This window comes from Streptomyces sp. NPDC005195, assembly GCF_040608315.1.
In the GTDB taxonomy this organism is placed as follows: Bacteria; Actinomycetota; Actinomycetes; order Streptomycetales; family Streptomycetaceae; genus Streptomyces; species Streptomyces kaempferi.
Map to the genome: position 1 here is coordinate 1 of NZ_JBEXHZ010000073.1, position 17,381 is coordinate 17,381.

The following is a 17,381-nucleotide window of genomic DNA, read 5'->3' on the forward strand; positions in this document are numbered from 1 at the left end:
GGCCCGCGCTGAAGGTCGCGAGGATCTCCCGCTGCTCGTCCTCGTCCAGCAATGTGAGGTCCGCGACCTCGGCCCCGGGCCGTTCGGTCATCAGACGCAGGACACGGAGGAACTGGCGTATGAACTGTTCGGCGGTCGCCCGGTCGAAGAGCGCCACCGCGTAGTCGATCTCTCCGACGAGCTCTCGCTCCTCATCGGCCAGGGCCAGAACCATGTCGAACTTCGCGGGCACGTGAGCGGTGTCCTCACGCAACGCGATCTTCATGTCCGGGAGTTCGAACTCTCGTCGCATGGACGGGACCCAGGCGAACATGGTTTGGAACAGCGCGGTGTAGGCGGGACTCCGGGGCGGGTTGACCAGTTCCACGACTCGCTCGAAGGGCAGGTCGACGTGCTTGAGAGCATCGCGGATCCGCTGGTTGACCTGTTTGAGGGCGTCCCTGACGCTCGGGGAACCAGCCAGATCGGCCCGCAGGGCGAAGGTGTTGACGAAGAGGCCGATCAGGCCTTCGACGTCCCCGCGCCGCCGGTTCGACGTGGGAGCGCCCACGACGATGTCGTCCTGCCCCGAGAGCAGGGAGAGCAAGATCGACCAGCCGGTCAGAACGGTCGCGTACAAGGAGACATCGTTGTCCGCTGCGAGCTCGCGCAGGGCCCTCGTCAGGTCCTCGTCCACGGTCACGGACACCCGGTCGCCGCGGAAGTCCTGCTCGGGTGGGCGGGGCCGGTCGGTGGGAAGGGAAAGCACGGCCGGGACGCCTTCCAGTGCGGTGACCCAGTAGTCGGCGTGCGCGGCGTGCTCCTCGCCCGACATCCAGTCCCACTGCCAGCGGGTGTAGTCGCTGTACTGCCACGTCAGTTCAGGCAGCGCCGGGTCCTGATCCCGGGCAATCGCGGTGTACACCAGACCCAGTTCACGCAGTAGCAGAGACCGGGACCAGCCGTCGAAGACGATGTGATGGGCCATCAGGATCAGCACGTGATGGTCCGGGCCGAGCGCCACCAGGCGCCCGCGCACCATGGGTTCCTCGCCGAGACGGAACGGGGTGCCTTCCACGTCCTGCCGCGTCCGCGTGAACCGCTCGGCCGCGTCCGTCCGCGCCGTCAGGTCCTCGAAAGTCACGGGGAACCCGGTCTCCGGTGGATCAACAACCTGGAGCGCGGTGCCGCCCGTCGGCACCAGCCGGGTACGCAGGGCCTCGTGCCGCGCCGTCAGCAGGTGAAGTGCCTGGATGAGCAGGTCCCGGTTCAGCGGTCCGTGGATGTCGAAGGGCATCGGCTCGTTGTAGGCGGCGCTGGCGTCACCGTCCATGCGCGCCGTCACCCACAGCCTTTCCTGCGCCAATGACAGGGGCGCCGGAGAACCCTCTTTGCCGGATTCATGGGTGTTTGTAAGTCGATGGGAAGGCAAGGATTACCCTTCACAAGAGGAGAGCGCGGCGAGGACATGATCCTGCTGAGAAAGATGCAACGGCGCATGAAGCGCACAACAATCATGCCGACGTCGCCGCTTTGGCGGTTCAACCCGGCACCGGGAATACGCGTATCGGAACAGCACGCGCAACGGCGGGTCTCCGTCGGTTCAAATGGGAGGCGGTCGATGAACCAGCTCGGTCAATCAGTCGACCACACCTCGAACAGGCTGCAGTGATCCTGTTTTTACCTTATGTGCATAAGTCCCTAGCAGAACTCCATCAATTGCATCCGATACGCGCGGAGAGCGCTTGGGAAATATTTTACTTTTTTCTGCACCGCACCACACCGGAGTATTTCCCCGTGATATTAGATGCGCGCTATTGAATGGTCAACAGTGACCCACGCCACATCACCCTGACGGGCGGTCACCATGCGTCATAGGTGCCGGAATCCATCCCTTATCCGAGACTGGGGAGTTGACGCACGTTTTGGGTGATCTTTCTGCGCCACTTGCACGTGAATGAGCGTCGAGTGGGGAGCCTTCGGGTCACCGGGAGAGTGGCTTCGGACTGGTACCGGCACTGGGACGCGGGGCCGTTGCCGCTCCGCCGGGTCCGTCGCAGCGGCGCCGCGGTCGCTCGCGATCGCATGACTCGGCGAAGGCCTGCCGAAGCCTGCTGGTTTTGGCGGCTTGGCCGATTCTGGCGGTAGATGGCACTCCGTTAGGTCTTTCTTGATCTTGTTGGCGTATGGGTTCTGGTCGGGAGCGGTTGCTGGCAGCTGGTGCAGATCCCGGTCCAGCACCTCAGGGTGCCCTGGAGAGCGTCGAGGATCTGGTAGAGGGTGATGCTGGTCCCGGTGCTTTTTTGGGGGGCAGGCGCCGTTCAGTGAGGAGGCTTGGGCGGCGGTCACGAGGGTGAAGTGGTGGTGCCAGCCCGGCCAGAGACGTGTCGAAGTGGTCGAGGCATGGGCCGCGCTTGAGCTCTCGGTGGTCGTGGGCGATGCGCCGGCGGACCTTGGCCAGGCGGACGAGATCGACGATCGGCGTGTCAGGCGGCAAGTTGGACAGCCAGTATTCGCTCGGCGCGGCGGCGCCGACAGGCCATTCGGCCAGTAGCCAACAGTCGGGCAGGGCGCCGTCCCACCAGCCCTGCCCGGCCGAGGCGGCTGCGCTGCCCGCCGTTCGACTGCTTTGCCGGCCGGACGCCCGCGCACGGCCGCGAAGCGGGAACCTGGTTCCCCTTTCGAGCCCTGGCGCCACCTGAGTGGAACGACTGCCTCCTGCCCAATAGCGGTGGCAAGAACTGCCACCGACGGCGCCCTCTGGCGATAACGCGGCTGGGGCCAGCAGCCGACATCTCCTTGACGGTCCAGAGACATGGGCTGCACGTCGACGGGGTGGGCGAGCACATGCGACCGGATGGACAGGACATGGGTGGGTCCTCGCTCCGGCAGCCCGGCCCGCAGGTGTGCCTTGGTGCCGTAGGCGGGGTCCGCCACCACCGCTGGCGGAGTCATTCCCCGGTCCGCGGAGGTGTTGAGCATGTCCAGTGCCAGACGCCCCTTCTCGCGGTGGGTGACCTCCCGCGGGAGCAGGGTCCTGGTGCGGTGGTGGCTGTCCGCAGCCCACTCCTCGGGCGGAAAAGCCTCCACTGCAGAGGACACGAGGCATCAGCGACACGATCACCATGTCTGGGCCGCGCGGCGCCCATGCGGTGAGACTTGTGCGCGGGGGCTGTGCGGGGATGTACGGGACCAGGAAATCCGCGCCGTCCGGGTCGGTGGTGGCGGTCACCGTGTACTGGTCTTGAACGTCAGGGAAGTATCCGGAGTTTCGGTGTCTGATGTTGGCGTTGGCGATTTCACTGCGCCGGGCGTCCATGGTCACGCTGCTTACGCGTGGGTGAGGATCTTTCCCACGGCGGTGCCCCTGGAGCCAGCCGCAGACACCGCCGTAGGGGCGCGGCGCTGGCTCACTCCGGGGATCGTCACGCCGGATGGAGACTTGTCGCTGGGAGAGTGGCTGGGTCGGCCATCGCATGGGTCGCCACCGGATCGGCTTGCAGGCGCCGCAGTGTGAGGAGGACGGCCCAACGGTCCTGCAGAGTGGGAGCGTTTTGTGCGCCTCGCAGAGCATGTTCTCGGATAGCGGTCTCGTTCAGGACGATTTGCATGGCGTCAGTCACTGGCCGCTCACCCGGGGCAGACGGCGGTCCAGCTCGCCGTTCGCGAAACCTACGAGAAGGCCGACGGCAAATGGCTGATCAGTTCGGTCGACCTGAACAGCTTCTGGATGGAGCAGCTGCCCGCCTGGACGTCGCCGGCCACCACGACCGCCAAGGAGGGACCACGGCCTGCGTGCCTCAGGACTGGTCTGCAGCACTCATGGCGTCCCGCCGGTCTGATCCTCGGCGCTCTCCGGCAGGGCGTAACGCAGGAGCCGGACACCACGGCCGTCGGCCGGACGCGCGGTCTCGTCACGCATCACGTAGGGGGTGAGAATGCGCTCGATGGCGTCCTCGATGGCGGCGAGTTCGTCGGCGGAGACGACGACGCGGGTGTTGGCCAGACCCGCAAGCCGCCGCCACGCCGGTTCGAGCTTGGGCTCGATCTCGGCGGCCCACCGGTTCGGCAGGTCTCCCGAGCGCAGGAACATCTCCCGGGACAGGACGCGCGCGGCCGACCTGCCCTCCTCGTCAGCCGGATCCTCCGGCGCTTCGAACCGGAAGCCGCGCGCCACCGCCTCCCACCGCCGCTGGCGACGGTCCGGGCCGGGCTCGGCATCGCGGACCAGCCCGAAGCCCGCCAGATGCCGCAGATGCCAGCTGGCCACCGACGGAGTTGCTCCCACATCGGGCGCGAGCTGCGTAGCTGTCGCCGGCCCGTGCCGCTGCAGGCGTCAGGGCGTCGACGACGACGGCGACGGGAGCGGTCAGCGCCTGGACCAGCACGCCACCGATCGCCGGTCCGGCGACGTATGACGCGGAACGGCTGGCACTGAGCTTGCTGTTCGCGTCGATGTAGGACGATCGGGGCACCAGGTGGGCGAAGAACGGCGGATAGGCGGCGTTGAACAGCACCCCGGCCGCGCCCGTCAGCAAGGCCACGACATGCAACTGGCCGAGCGTTACCGCCCCCAAGAGATAGGAAGCTGGGAGAGAGCAGTATTGCGGCGCGCACCAGGTCGGCGAGAACCATCAGGCGCCGCTTGTGGGCGCGGTGGTCGACCCAGGCACCGAGGACGATCGCGAGCAGGTTCGGGGTCCAGATGAGCGCGGTCAGCCACGCCACCTGATTGGCCGAGGCGTGCAGCGCCCCCACCGCGATCAGTGGCAGGGCCAGTTCGGTGATCCGGTCGCCGAACTGTGAGATCGAATTGCCGGAGGGGCGACCGCCACCGACATCCTCCCGTCCTTGGGGAACGACACGTCGTCGATCGCCCATGCGTCCGGGGTGATCTGCGGAATCATCCGCTCGGCGATCCGTCGCCGCACCGGCACCGGGTCCCAGGTCGACTGGTTCACGAACTGCTGGAGGTTCTGCTCGTTGCCGTCCGGCAGCCGCTCGGCCATGGCCTGGATGGACTTGGGGCGGCCGTCGAGCATCAGTCCCCGCAGATAGCAGTCGCCCTTCGACCGCTGGTCCTTGCGCGGCGCCGACGCGAACACATCCGCCACGAATAACCCCAACTGCACCCGAGCACGGCCCACTTCATGTGCGTCCATACTCCCAACATGCCCCCACACAGGGACAGGAGGAAGACCTGACGGAGTCCTACAAGCCGGTGATCAGCGTGTACCGGCCTTCGTCGAACCGCAGGATGATCGGATCGTTGAGACCGCTGTCGTCGAGCGGCAGGAACGTGTACTCGTGCTGCTGTCCCGGTGGATAAGCACGACGAATGGTGATCACCCTGTTCAGCGCGGAGGCGACGAGGCGGGGGGCCAGGTCGTCGGCGGACCCGTTCCAGCCGCTGACCGCGAGCGTGTTGAGCAACGACTCGAAGTCCACCTCAGGGCGGAGGACCAGGTCCGTGACGGTCTGTAGGTTCGGTGGGTAGAGGATCCAAAGAATCACACCACTGCGCACGTCCCTCGCGGCACGGTGTGCGGCGAGCTCCCCGTCCGCGGCGGGCGGCGCCGTGCCCAGGACCCGGCTCAGGACGTGGTAGAGCCCGTCCGTGCCCGCGGGCGTGGGCGGTTCGATCGGCTGGACCCGGGGATTCCCGAGGCGCTGGATCGCAGCGCCGTGCCGGGCGTTCACCTCCTCCCTCAGCTCCACCGGTCCGAACCGCAGGTAGGCGAAGCGACGGCCCACCTGGATGCTGCGCGTGGCGAGTGCCAGCTCCCGCGCCGCGAGGAGCTTGTGTTCCTTCGGCAGACCAGCTGCGACGTCGGCGAACGGTTTGGCCAGGGGCGTGGAGATGGCGGCCGCGTTGACGTTGACCTTCCTGATTCCGAGATGCTTGGTGACGGACTTGGGGATCTCCGTCGCCGGCGTGGACACGGTCGGGTCGGCCTGGGGGTGTCCGGGCTCCGGCAGGTAGCGCTGCTCGGCGGTCTGGGCGTAGTCGGCGGGGGTCGTCACGCCGTCGGGGACGTCACCGTAGGGATCCCGGACGCTGGAGAGTTTGACTTTTGCCTTGGCGTTCCGGCTCTCGTAGAGGCGGTCGAGCACGCCGTCCAGGGGGACGTGGCTCTGCAGCAGCCTTGCCTTGCCCGGTCTGCCGCGGGCCGTGACCGTGTTCTTGCTCTCGGCGTACTTGTGGGCGAGACGGGAGAGATCGGTGGGCACCGCACCGTCCACGAAGTCCGTCCGGAAGGCCGTTCCGCGATGCGGCAGCCGATTGTTCTCCGCATGGGCCCGCACCTGGGCGTCGAGTTCGTCCTGTCCCTGTTCCAGGCGATGAGCGGGGGTGTTCTCGAACTGCCGGCTGTTGCCGACCGCGACGGTGGGCCGCAGCTTTTCCCGCTCGTCCGTGTAGCGCATGCGCAGCTCCCAGGCGTTGAGGCGGTTCAGCTGGGTTCCCAGCCTGGTGAACTCGGCCATGCCCGGGCCGAACCGGACCTGCGGACGGTCGCCGTCGTGCGGGAGCAGGCTCGCGCCGTCGACGAACAGGTTCGGTTCGGGGGCGTAGGGCAGCATCGGATGGATCCTGGCCTGCCAGTCCCGTATCAGCATGTCCTCGTCGACGGCGCGGCTGAACTCCTCCAAGAACGCTTCGCGCCCGGGGACGCTTGTCAGTTCGTTCGGGATGTCCTGGTTCCCGAACCGTGCCACGGTGTCCTCGACCAGGCGCAGGCGCTGAGCCTCCTCGGTGGGGCCGGGCACCCGGTAGCCCACGGCCATCATCAGCGGGCGCTCCACGTACGGCGGCCAGGAATTGTCGTCCTCGTTCCCGTCCGCGTGGTCGAACTCCGCGGTGTTGTCGTCGGCCGGCTCGATGTCCATGGAGTCGGCCTCGGGTCCCGGTGGGCTCAGGAGTTGTTCGACGTAGGTGAAGAGGTGCGTGCGACCGTCCCGCGTGGTGCGGGAGCTGGTGTCGAAGTCCTGGAAGGCGACGTACGGGTGGTGTCCGCTGTCGAGGAACTCCTGGATCGCCGCGATGTTCGTGTCACTGTCCAGGAGCTGATTGCGCATGGTCCCGAACGGGAACTTTTCGGCGTCGAACGGCACCTGCTGGACCAGCTCCACCGGGACCGTCGCGCTGAGGGACGCCTTTGCCGCCGCCACCGCCGCGGTGAGAGCCTCCTCCTCGTCGACCGGGGCGTTGACGCCGACCACGATCTTCAGCCGGCCTTCGAAGTTCGGCAGGTCCCTGGTGAGGCTCGCGATGACCTCGGGCAGCTCGTGCAGCTGCCGGTGACTGGTCATGGTGTTGACGACCAGGGCCAGGGGGAGGGACCTCGTCGTGCTGTGTTCGACGAAGTCGAGATAGCCCTGGTCGGTCGAGACGTCGGAGCTGACGCGGAGGGCGCCCAGTTCGGCAACGGGTGGCACGGCCTGCCCATCGGACGGCCCGGCCATCTGCTCGTCGTCACTCTGGGTGCCGTCGGAGTCCGGCGGGTCGTTGTAGCTCTCCGTGTAGGTCCTCTTGACGCGGGGCGTGTGGAAGTCGTCGCCTGCCTGCCGCTTCGAGCCCGCGCCGTCTCCCGGGGCGCGGGCGGCGGGGTGGGTGAGTGCCTCGTCCGGTGGCAGCGGATCCGGACCCGTCTCGTGCGCGATGGCGTCCGGGGCAGGCCGCAGCCCCCCGGTGGGCAGGGGATGGTCGCGCAGCGGTGTGCCGTCCTCGCTGATCCGTTCGATCTCGGCGAGATGGCGGTGGGGCAGCATGACGGGGGCAGGCTCCGGGGCGCCGCCCATCAGCCCGTCGGTCGCCGTCGGAGTGCGGCGGATCGAGTCCTGGTCCCGATACTCGTCGTTCAGACCCGCGTAGTGCAGGAGCTCGTGGAGCAGGCCGACGTCCGTGTGCTCCAGGTCCATGTAGTGCTGGTTGGCCCGTGCCGGAGCGGTGGTCCGGGAATCGTGCGGCCCGGCCACCGTGATCGCCTCGGAATGGTCGGGCGCGTGCGTGAAGGTCGCCTCGAAGTGCAGTTGGTCACCGGAGCGCGGCAGGAGCATGCCGGTGTTCAGGTGTTCGTCGAGCAGGGCGCGGATCCGGTCCTGGAAGCCGGGGAGCTGCTCGTGCGACATCCCCGGCCCGTAGCGCACCGGCAGGTGGAAGGAGATCAGGCGCACCCACCGGCCGTCGTCCGCCTGGATCCGGCGGACGGCATGACGGACGTAGACGAGGCGACCGGCCAGCAGGCCGTGCCGCCACGAGCTGAGCGCGTCGGGAGAGGCCTGGAAGCGCTCGGTGCGGCGCGTTGCCGGCGGCGCGGTGTCGCGGCGGTGCTGCCACTGCTCGCGGGTGACGGGCGGTCGCACGGCCGGCGCGTGCTCGGTGCCGTCCTCGGCCGATGCCTCCTCCTCGTGCCGAGCAGGGGCCGCCTCCCGGGCCGGCGCGGAGGTGTGCTGCGGGCCGGGCGGATGCGGCGGGGTGTCCGCGTGGAGGCGTGCGGGCACCTCGGCGGTGAGCACCACCCGGTCGTGTGCCTGCGCGGAGTGCTCGCCGACGGCCGCCGGTCCGGCCTGCTGCAGGCCGTGCGCATGGGCCCGGACCGTGATGCCCTCGCTGTGCGCCGGGGCGGATGTCTCCTCCCACAGCGTCACCGGGTGGTCGCCCAGTCCTGCCTGGAGGGCGTCGGCGACGCTCTGCGCGCGTTGCCGGCTGAGCTGGAGCGACCGCCCGAAGTGCGGCAGGCCGCCTCGGTGGACCTCGGCGTAGCCGTGGACGGTGACCACGGGGGGCCTGCCGCCGGCCTCGGCGCTGCGGGCACCGAGCTCGGCCACCCGGTCGGCGACGTCGGTGACGGTGCGCTGCTGGCGGGGGGTCAGCTCGATGGCGTCCGGATCGAGGTGGATCTCCACGACATGGTGCTCGCTGGTGCCGGCGTCCACGTGGGTCCCGGCCGGCGGGGCGGCCGCCCGTCCCATGGGGACGGGGGCGGGCGCGACGGGAGCTGCTCGCTCCACGGCGATGGTGGGAGCGGGGGCCGGCGTCTCCGCTTCCGCCGGGGTGTCGTGGTGCCGGGTGGACCAGTAGTACAGGTCGCCGGTGACCGTCTCGCCCTCGCCGTAGGGCTCGTGGTCGTGTCGGCGCACCGTGATCCGGACCTGCTGGCGCAGGAGCACCGAGGGGTCCGACACCTTGGCCTTGCCCGGCTCGGTCACCGGCTTGTCGTGGGGAACCGCGCCGGGCGGCAGCATCCTGCTGGGGGTTCCCGGGGGCCGGGTCACCGGGACCGGCCGGTCCACCGTCTGGTTGCGACCGTATCGGGCACTGTTGAACGGGATGCTCACGATCGGAGCGTTCGTCAGGGCGAGCGCGTCGAACGGCGAGGCGGTCCAGGAGTAGGCGGCGGTGGAGGTGGTGGCCGACTCGTCCTCGGTCGAGCCCGTGAGTTCGTCCTCGCCGCCGGTCCGGGTGCCGATCACCTGTGCCGCACCCGTGGGCTCCATACTCAGCACGAGGTGGGTCCGGCCGTCGGGACCGAGCGGGACGGTGTGATAGCCCGTCCCGGTCACCGTTCCTGTTCTCCCGGCCTGCAGCCGGTGGAAGACCGCGGCGAGCGACTGCGGGGAGAGCGCCTGGCGGAGCGCGGCCTGCTGCTCGGGTGACAGGCCGCGCTCGATGACCAACGGGTTGGCCGCATCCAGCCGGGGGTCGGCCAGAAAGGAGTTGACGACCTGCTCGGCCTTCGTGAGCACCGGTCCGAGGACGCTGGTGGCCGCGAGCACGCGGGCCGCCGGACCGACGATCTGAAGGCCCTGCCGGCGGAGCGAGGAGGCGGCCGCACCGATCCGCCCCAGCGGGCCGGTGTCCCACGGACGGTCGGCGGTCAGGACGCCGGTGGCCGTCTCCAGCAGCTCGTCGGTCCGGCTGAATCCGACCAGGTCGTACCCCGAGTCGATTGATCGCTGCCAGTCGGCCCGGTCTCCGGGCGGGCCCGGTGTGGGGGGCGGATCGTCCTCCAGCCGGGTCATCGACGTGGGGACCCAGACCTTGACGTCCCACGCCGGGGTGACGGGCCGCGGCCGCTCGGGGAGGTTGACGTACCGGTCGTTGACCTGCCGGACGACCGTCACTTCGAAGGTCATGCGGGCGCCGAAGGCGACGCCGCCGCCGAACTTCGACGTCTTGTGTTCCACCTTGGTGGTGATGCCCGATTCGCTGCCCCGGCCGAGACTGCCCTCGCCGCCGCCGCCCGGGGCCCAGGTGACGCTGCTGAAGTGCGTCACGGCCCGGGGCGTGCCGTAGGAGGGGCGGACGTTGACGTCGAGCCCGAGGGCACGGCTGTCCCCCGCGTTGCCCTTGACGGTCTGTGCCGAGGTCACCTTGCGGGTGGTCTCGGCGGTGGAGCGTTCCCCCAGGTCGCGCCAGCCGTCCTCGGGGGCGATGCCGCGGACCAGGACCCTGGTGACCGTGCGGCCGAAGCGGCCGTCGTGCGTGTGATGACCGACGATGCCCTTGTTGAGCAGGTCGTCGAAGTTCGCGGCGAGGCTTGCGGGTGAGAAGGTGTCCGCGAAGTGCAGCGCGGCCAGCGGTGGCCCGTGCTGCGTGTGGTCGGCCCGGAGCTGGCGGTCGATCTCGCGCAGGATGTCGTCGGAGGTCCGGATCTCGGCTACGGCACCGCCGGCGACCCGGGCGTCGAGGAGCATGGCCCGGCGCCGGGGCGGGAGGATGGCTGTCCGGTTCGCCGCGGTGTCCTGCCGCGTAGTGCCGAGCGTTCGTACGTCGGCGTCGGCGTCGGCGTCGGAGAGCAGGACGAGGACGCTGTGCGTGCTCGTGCGGGCGGGGCCGTGGGTGACGTCGCCGGTGGGGCTGGTGAGCCGCCCGCGCAGGGTGATCTCGGCATCGGTCCGGTAGACGTGCCAGGTCCCCTTCTGGGCGAGCTTGCGGCTGGTCGACATCTTCTCCTTGACGGAGTCGTTGCCGTCCACCCCGTAGGTGCCTTTGACCTTGCCGCCGCCACGGAGCTGGTACCGGGAGGTCTGGAGGCCCAGCGGGGTCTCCGGGAAGAGGCCGGCATCCACGCCGGCCGTGGCCTTGCCGGTGGTGGTGCGCTTGTCGGCCACGGCGCCGGAGGTGGCCGACTTGATCTCGACGGCGAGCTTCCCGTTGCCCGACAGGGTCTCCTGGTAGTGCAGTTGCCCCAGCCGGGTGTACAGGGAGAGACCGACGGTGTCCCGCTTCCGGCCCGAACCGACGTGGAGATCCCCGGTGTTGGCCCAGCTGCCGGCCGAGGAGGAGATGACGGCGCGCAGTTGCAGGGGGTCGCTGAGCGCATCCAGGGCGTCGCGAAGGTCCGGGTGGAGCGGGTCGACGGTCTCGATGCCGTCGGCTCTGCTGCGGTAGGCGCCGTTCAGCGTCTGCCCGACCTGTTCCCGGAACTGCTCCACGTCGGCGACGTCGCGCACGAGATGCAGCAGGGGCAGCCGGTCGAGGGTCTCGGCGGGGCGGTCGGCGACGGCCTCGGCCGGCCGGCCCACCTCCAGAACCAGGTGTCCCCGTTCCAGGGGCACCGATGCGACGCGCGGGTCGGCCACGGCCTGCGGATCCAGCAGTCTCCGGGTGGGCTGCGCCGGGTCCGCGAGCCCGATCAGCACCCGGTAGCCGACCGGGTACGCGAACGCGTCTCCCGTCCCCTCCTGACTGAACTCCCGCTTGACCTCGCGCTCGGCACCCGTGGTGACCTGGTGCGCGTTCGCGCGTGAGAGCTCCACACCGGCCGCGCCGAAGAGCCGGACCGTGTCGGGCGGGTTCAGCGCCCGGCGTGCGTTGGCGCCGCCGGTGACGGCGTGCTTGTCGGCGCGGCCGACCACCGTGTCCACGCCGCCGGCGCGGCTGACGATGTCCTTGACCGTGGAGGTGTCCGCGTACAGGTGGTGCCCCGGCTCCGGATCGAGCCGGATCACGATTTCGTACGTCCGGCCGCTGAACAGAGGCAGGTGGGATCCGTCCAGGGTGATCCGCATGGTCCCGTCGAGCAGTTGCCGGGCCCCGGCGCGCAGGGCGTCGGGGGAGAGGTGCTGCCGCAGGCGCTGCTGGTTGGTCCACGCCTGTGGGGTGATCCGCCGGGTGGTCTCGGGGGAGGACGGCAGCAGGCCCGGAGCCTCGGTGGTGAGCCTGCCGGCGATGTGCTCCACCAATTCGGCCGAGCCCGGGACCTGGAGGAAGGAAGTGCGCTGCCTGACCAGCGGGTGGCGCAGTTCGGCGACGCCGGGCGCGGGCCGGACGGCCTGCTGCGCCGTCGCCGTGGACCCCGCGGCCGTGTCCGGGGCACTCTCGGCCCCCACGTCCGGTCGCAGGTCCGGACGCGGGAGCAGCCGGAGGACCTCGGCGGGCTGTGGCGTTTCCACCTGGATCACGAGGTGCGGGACCGCGTCGTCCGTCGTGCGCGGAGTGTGCGTGACGTCCGGCGCGGCCACCCGAGGGGGGGGCTGCTGGGCGTCCGGCAAGGTGATCAGGCGGCTCCTGCTCTCTCGGAGACCGTCGGTGCCCAACGAGACGTGGTGCCGCACCAGTTCCACGCGGAACCGCACCCTGGTCGTCACCAGTTCGGCGGGGCTGAGCCGTTCGTGGCTCTCCTCCGCGGAGACGGTGGTCTTGGCCTTCGCTCCGTGGGTGGTGGTGTGGGTGTAGTTGTAGCCCAACGCGCCGCCGATCCAGGCGCTCTCCGCGTCCGTCGCCGAGCGCCACGTCCGTCCGCTTGCGCCACCGGCGACACCCAGTGTCCGGCCGCTGCTGTCCACCTGGTTGCCGGCCTGCTCGGTCGACGTCTTGGCGCCCACCACGTTCTTCGCGTCGACGATGCTGATCACCTCGGACCGCTCCGGTTCGAGGGTCAGCCGCAGGAAGCCGGCCGGCCCCTCCGTGAACGTGAGGTCGGGGGAGGTGAGACCCCAGCTCGATGCGTGCTGGAAGCCGTTGACCACGTTCTCCGGGCTGAAGAAGTCGACGATGGCCTGATGCGCCAGGCCGTCCGGTCGCCGCTCGGCGGGAAGGGCGGCGAACACCGCGTCCCGGGCCTGCGACAGGCCGGTGACGGCCACCGGATGGCCCGAGGCCGGCGCGGTGAGCGTGCGTGTGGCGGGTGCGGCGGCCGGCGTCGTCGACGGCGGTTCCCAGCCTTCCCAGTCCAAGGGGTCAGCACCGGAGGGCTCAGCGGTCCGGGGGATGTCGGCCGTCACCGTGGCGTCGATGCCGTCCTCAAGATCCCTCGATCCGGTTCCGAGCGGGTTGCCTTGCTCGTCGCGGATCAGGACCTCGTAGCGGAAGGTGGAGGTGTACCGGTCGGTCCGTCCCGTGAAGGCGACCTTGTTCGCCCCGCTCGCCGTGGTCTTGGTCGACGTCTCGGTGGTGTGTCCGGCCCCGCCCAGGCCGATGGTCACAGAGCCGTTCACGGTCGCCGTCGAGGCGACCGACCCTGTGTAGCCCGGGGAGAAGTCCAGGCCGGCCTCGCTGAGGGCGAGCTGGGTCTTGGCCGTGCCGAACTCGTGGCTGGACCCGGACGGGATCTCGTATCCCTCGCCGTCGTTCGCCACCGTCGGCGCGGCGGCCTCGGCGGCCCCGTCCGGGCGAGTCCAGGCGCCCACGGTCGCCGAGATCTGCACCTCGTACGGCTTTCCCCCGACCCGGAGCCGGAAGCGCCAGCCCCCGTTCACCATCGCGGCGTGCTGTCTGCGGAAGTTCGCCGGATCCAGTTGCGTGTCCAGCCGCTGCGTCACCTGCCGCTCGTCGGCGTGGCCGCCGAGCAGGGCGTGCAGGCGGGAGCGGATGGCGGAGGGGTCGGGCGCGTCGGTGATTTTCATGCCCGCCAGGGACACGCGGTGCCACTCGGCGGGCGGTGGGGGCGGCGTCGGCTCGGGCTGCGGCTCTGGGGCTTCGTCGTTCTGCGGTGCCGCCACGCTCTCCGTGTCGGTCTCATCGGCCTCGCTGCGATGGCCGGCGGCGGATCGGTCGTCCCGGTCGGTGCCGTCGTCGACCGTTCCGGTGCGGGAGCCCGTGCTTTCGGTGTCGCTGTGGCCGGTGCCGCTACCGTCGCTCTGGCTGTGGCTGGAGGCCGTCCGGCCGGTGGCGTTCCGCGCGTCCTCGTCGTGGCTGATGTGGCTGTGGCCGGTGTCGCTGTCCGCAGAGATGGATGACTCGTCGCCAGAGACGCCGTCCAGGGCGCTTTGGTCCTGTGGGTTCTCGACCTGCGGGTCCTCGACGGGGTCGTTCGGTTCGGTGAGGAGGCTGTCGAGCTCGTCGGTGCCGGGTACCGCGTGCGGGTCGAAGTCGGAGCGCTCCGGCCGTTGCTCGGTATCCGTGTCGGTGCTGTCGCTCTCCTGGGGGTCCGGTTGCCGGCTCAGCTGTGCCTGTGCCGAGTCGAACTCCCGGCGGCTGCGGGAACCGGCCGTGGCACGGGTGCCGTCGCCACTGGACCCGGTGGCGGGCGACGATGCCGGGACGTCCGGCAAACCCGCACGGCTGATGCGGCGGCTGGGTCCCTGGCGATCGGTCGGCCCGGTCTGGCCACCCTCGTCCTCTGCGTCACCTTCGTAATCGGAGGATTCGGGGTCGGAGGATTCGGAGTCGGACGGCTCGTGGCCGGAACGCTCGTGATGGCTGTCGCGGATGGTGCTGGAAGCGGAGAAGAACTCGTCGTCGGAGGAGTGCTCCTGGTCCCGCGCCACTTCGGGGTGTCCCGGGAGACGTCCGTCCTGCTCGTCGGCTCCGGGTGCCGCTCGCGGACCGGGTGCGTCACTGTCCTCGTTCGCGTCCGCGATGTCGCTCAGCCTGCTGCGTGCCGAGACGTACTCGTCGGAGGAGGCGCCCGAGGCGGTGTCGGTGCTGTCGGAATCTCTGCCGCTTGTGCTGGGGTCGTCGCCGGGGCTCGTGTCGGAGCTGTCGTCGCCACTGTGGCGAACGCTCCGCGTGGCGGTGGTCTGTTCGGCTCCATGGGTCTCGTGAGAGCGGTCCCGCCCGGTGACGAGGTCGCCGGAACCACTGGCGCCGGAGGGCTCGTTCGGGTCGTGGGAGTCCTGCTCGGGGGTGGTGTCGACAGGCGCGCCGGTCCGTCGCTCCATCGTCGACTGCGCCTGTGACGAGCCGGGTTCCGGTGCCCTGCGCGTCTCGTCACCGGTCCGCGACGCGACGGGCTGCGCCGTCAGTGGATCGGGGTGCGCCGGTGTCTCCACGTGGTCGGGCGCCGGACGTTCGGGGACGTCCGGCAGCGAGCCGAGGAGGCTGTCGATGTCCGTGGTGTCAGGATCGCCGTTGTTCTCGTCTACGGGTGGGGTGTGGTCGGGGACGTCCGGCAGCGAGCCGAGGAGGCTGTCGATGTCCGTGGTGTCTTGATCACCGTTGTTCTCGTCGACCGGTGGGGTGCGGTCGGAGCCGTCAGCGTTCTCGGTCCGGGCGTGCAGTGAGATCGCGTTGTCGGTGATGCGGTCGAGATGGCGGACGTCCTCGGGGCGCTCCAGCGGGCGGCTCAGTTCCTGGCGCAGATCGCGCATCCGCTCGGTGAGCGTCTGCAGGCTGTCCAGCCGCTGTTGCGTCTCGCTGATCTTCTTGGTGGTCTGGCTGAACGCGTCGTCTTTGCCGTCCGCCAGATGCTGGTCGCGTTCGTCGCGAAGCGAGCCGAGCTCGCGGAGGGCGTCGTCGATCAGGGCAAGCCGATCGGTCTCGCGCTGCTGCTGATGCTGGTCGAACAGGTCGAGCGCGTGCCGGCTCTCCTCGACGGTGGTGGCCTCGCGCGCCTGTCGGTGCAGTTCGATCGAGTCGGGGTCGCCGAGCAAGGCCTCGAGGCGGGCATGCAGTGCCGAGTCGTCGTGGTCGGCTGGTGCGGCAGGGGCGTCCCGGAGCCGGTCGAAGCGCCGCTGGAGTTCGCGGTGGGTGATCAGCTCGCCCAGCGCGTCGTAGGCTGCCTGCTGGTCGGGCGCGTTGTCGAGCCGCAGCCGCAGTTCGGCCTCGTGAGGGTCGGTGGCCTCACCGGTCAGGGCCCGCAGACGGGCGTACAGTGCCGCGTCGCTGGTGTCGGGCGGCGTCGGGGGGTCGTTCTGGAGCTGGTTCAGCCGTTGCTGCAGCTCACGGAGGTCGCTCAGGTGATTCAGTGCGTCGAGGGCGGCCTCGGGGTCGGGCGCCTCGTTCACCTGACGGCGCAGTTCGGGGTCGTCCTCCCCGAACAAGGTCCGGAAGTGCTCGTGCAGTTGGTCGTCCGAGGGCAGCGGCGGCTCGGTGTCGTCGTCCTGGAGGCGGTCCAGTTGCCGCTGCAGGTCGACGACTTCGCGATGGCGCGTCAACTCGCCCCGGGCCTGGGCCTCTTCCTGCGGCGTCTGGGCTCGGAAGACACGCTCGTGCAGGATGGGCTCGTCCCGGCGCTCTGCCGAGCCGTCGGGCATGAGGCCGTGGAGCCGCCGGCGCATTTCGCTCTCTTGGCGCAGTTCCTCCAGCAGCCCGCGCAATTCCCGGACCTCCTGCGGGTCCTGCGCGGTGTCCAGTCTCCGGTTCACGTCCTCGACCCGTGGGTCGAAGGGCCGCGGTGCGTCGCTGCCCTGCAGCACTTCCGGTGGCATCCGGTCCTCGATGAAGGCCGTGTACTGCCGCAGAGCGGTGTCCAGCCGCCCGGGGTCGCCCGAGAGCCTGGCTTCCTCGACAGCGTCCACCCGCCGCTCCCACTCGGATCGGGAGATGTCCAGTGCGCCGAGCCGGTCGAAGCCTCTGTCCACATGGGCGCGGAAGCTGTCGTAGTGCCGCAGGAGCGAGTGCGCTTCGACGTGGTCGCGGAAACTGGTCAGTTGCCGGGTGGCCTCGGGCCAGTCGCGCGCGGCCGTGGCCTCCCGCACCGCCCGGGTGTACTCCCGTCGCTGCTCGGATGTCATGCCGCCGCTGCGCGCCATCCGGTTCAGCTCGTCGGAGCGCTGCTCGATGTGTCCCTTCAGCGAGCGGAGCGAGGGTGTGGTGACATCGAGGGGGTGGGCGCCGCCAGTGGTCCGGGGGACGTCGGGCAGGTCGTGGAGCAGGTCCAGGGTGGTGTCATGCGGGATGCCCGGCAGGTCATCGAGCATGTCCAGGGTACGCAGGATGTCCGGGGTGTCCGGGCCGTCCAGGCCGCTGGGGACGTCGGGCAGGTCCAGGACGGCCGCCTGGTCCGGATCCTCCGGAGCCAGGAGTTCGCCGAGGGAATTGGCCTGCAGTTCGACCGGTGAGTCGAGGTCGACGGGTACGGGTGTGTGCTCGGCGTCGGTCGAGGTGCGGACCGTGCTCGGGCCTGGGCGGTCGCCCGCCGGACGGGTGGCGTCAGCGGCCGGGCCCTTCGTCCCCGCGGTGTTCCCCGTGCTTTCCGTGCTTTCCGTGCCGACGTGCGGGGCCGACGGGCGCG

General features: G+C 70.1%; 4 protein-coding genes and 1 pseudogene. All 5 read right to left on the reverse strand.

The annotated features are described in order from the left end of the window. The coding region (locus ABZV34_RS33645; protein ID WP_356285237.1) for a condensation domain-containing protein at window positions 1-1,324 on the reverse strand (1,324 nt) is incomplete at its 3' end. Between the two features lie 527 nt (window positions 1,325-1,851). Continuing rightward, window positions 1,852-3,081 carry a transposase gene (locus ABZV34_RS33650; protein ID WP_356285240.1) on the reverse strand — a complete coding sequence of 410 codons (1,230 nt, stop codon included), beginning with the start codon at window positions 3,079-3,081 and terminating at the stop codon, window positions 1,852-1,854. 718 nt (window positions 3,082-3,799) lie between these two features. Next, a complete protein-coding gene (locus ABZV34_RS33655) occupies window positions 3,800-4,249 on the reverse strand; it encodes an ArsR family transcriptional regulator (RefSeq protein WP_356285243.1) in 450 nt (149 codons plus the stop codon). Window positions 4,250-4,802: 553 nt separating this feature from the next. Next, window positions 4,803-5,141: pseudogene (locus ABZV34_RS33660) on the reverse strand (transposase); the annotation flags it as partial. Window positions 5,142-5,190: 49 nt separating this feature from the next. Next, complete coding sequence (locus tag ABZV34_RS33665) at window positions 5,191-17,067, reverse strand: hypothetical protein (RefSeq protein WP_356285245.1); 11,877 nt, start codon at window positions 17,065-17,067, stop codon at window positions 5,191-5,193. Window positions 17,068-17,381 lie beyond the last annotated feature (314 nt).